This is a genomic window from Chromohalobacter sp. HP20-39 (genome assembly GCF_033052815.1).
In the GTDB taxonomy this organism is placed as follows: Bacteria; Pseudomonadota; Gammaproteobacteria; order Pseudomonadales; family Halomonadaceae; genus Chromohalobacter.
In genome coordinates, this window is the sequence record NZ_JAWHTP010000087.1 from 1 (window position 1) to 567 (window position 567).

A 567-nucleotide genomic window follows, 5' to 3' on the forward strand; every position below is an offset into this window, starting at 1 on the left:
GGGAGTAAATGGACCAGGAAAAGCTGCGACATGGCAGTCGACATACCGCCCGCTTGAGAATGCTCCGAAGGACGATTGGTGGGACAACCCGCCGGGCGGCAAGAGCTACAGCCCTGACCTGCCGTCTTCAGACTCTCGTGGGGAGCGCAAGCCGACCTTGAGTGAGTTGTGTGATCGTGCGGGGACTGCCGATATCGGGGATAAGCAAAGCCTTAGCTGCACGAGGGAGATACACGTCGGCTTGTTCTTCGATGGCACCAACAACAACATGAAGCGTGACATGCCGTCGAAGTCGCATTCGAATGTCGTGGTTCTGTTTAACGCCCATCGCAACGACCAATCTGAGTACTTTCGATATTACGTGCCCGGTGTTGGGACAGAGTTCAAAGAGATTGGCGAGAACGCAGAGACGGATGCGGGTAAGGCATATGCGGCAGGTGGAGAAGCGCGCATTCACTGGGGTATGTTGCAGGTTCTCAATGCAGTGAGTCACGCATCAACTGGCGGTGATGATCTTCTCGAAGAAGGCAAGATGAAGGAGCTCGTCACCAGTACAAGTGGCTTGGC

Annotated in this window: 1 protein-coding gene; it reads left to right on the forward strand. The window is 55.2% G+C overall.

Annotated elements, in window-relative coordinates; all coding sequences use genetic code 11:
* Positions 1–567, forward strand: a 567-nt coding sequence (locus tag RVY79_RS17060; protein WP_317465664.1) for a phospholipase effector Tle1 domain-containing protein, incomplete at both ends; no start/stop codon positions are given.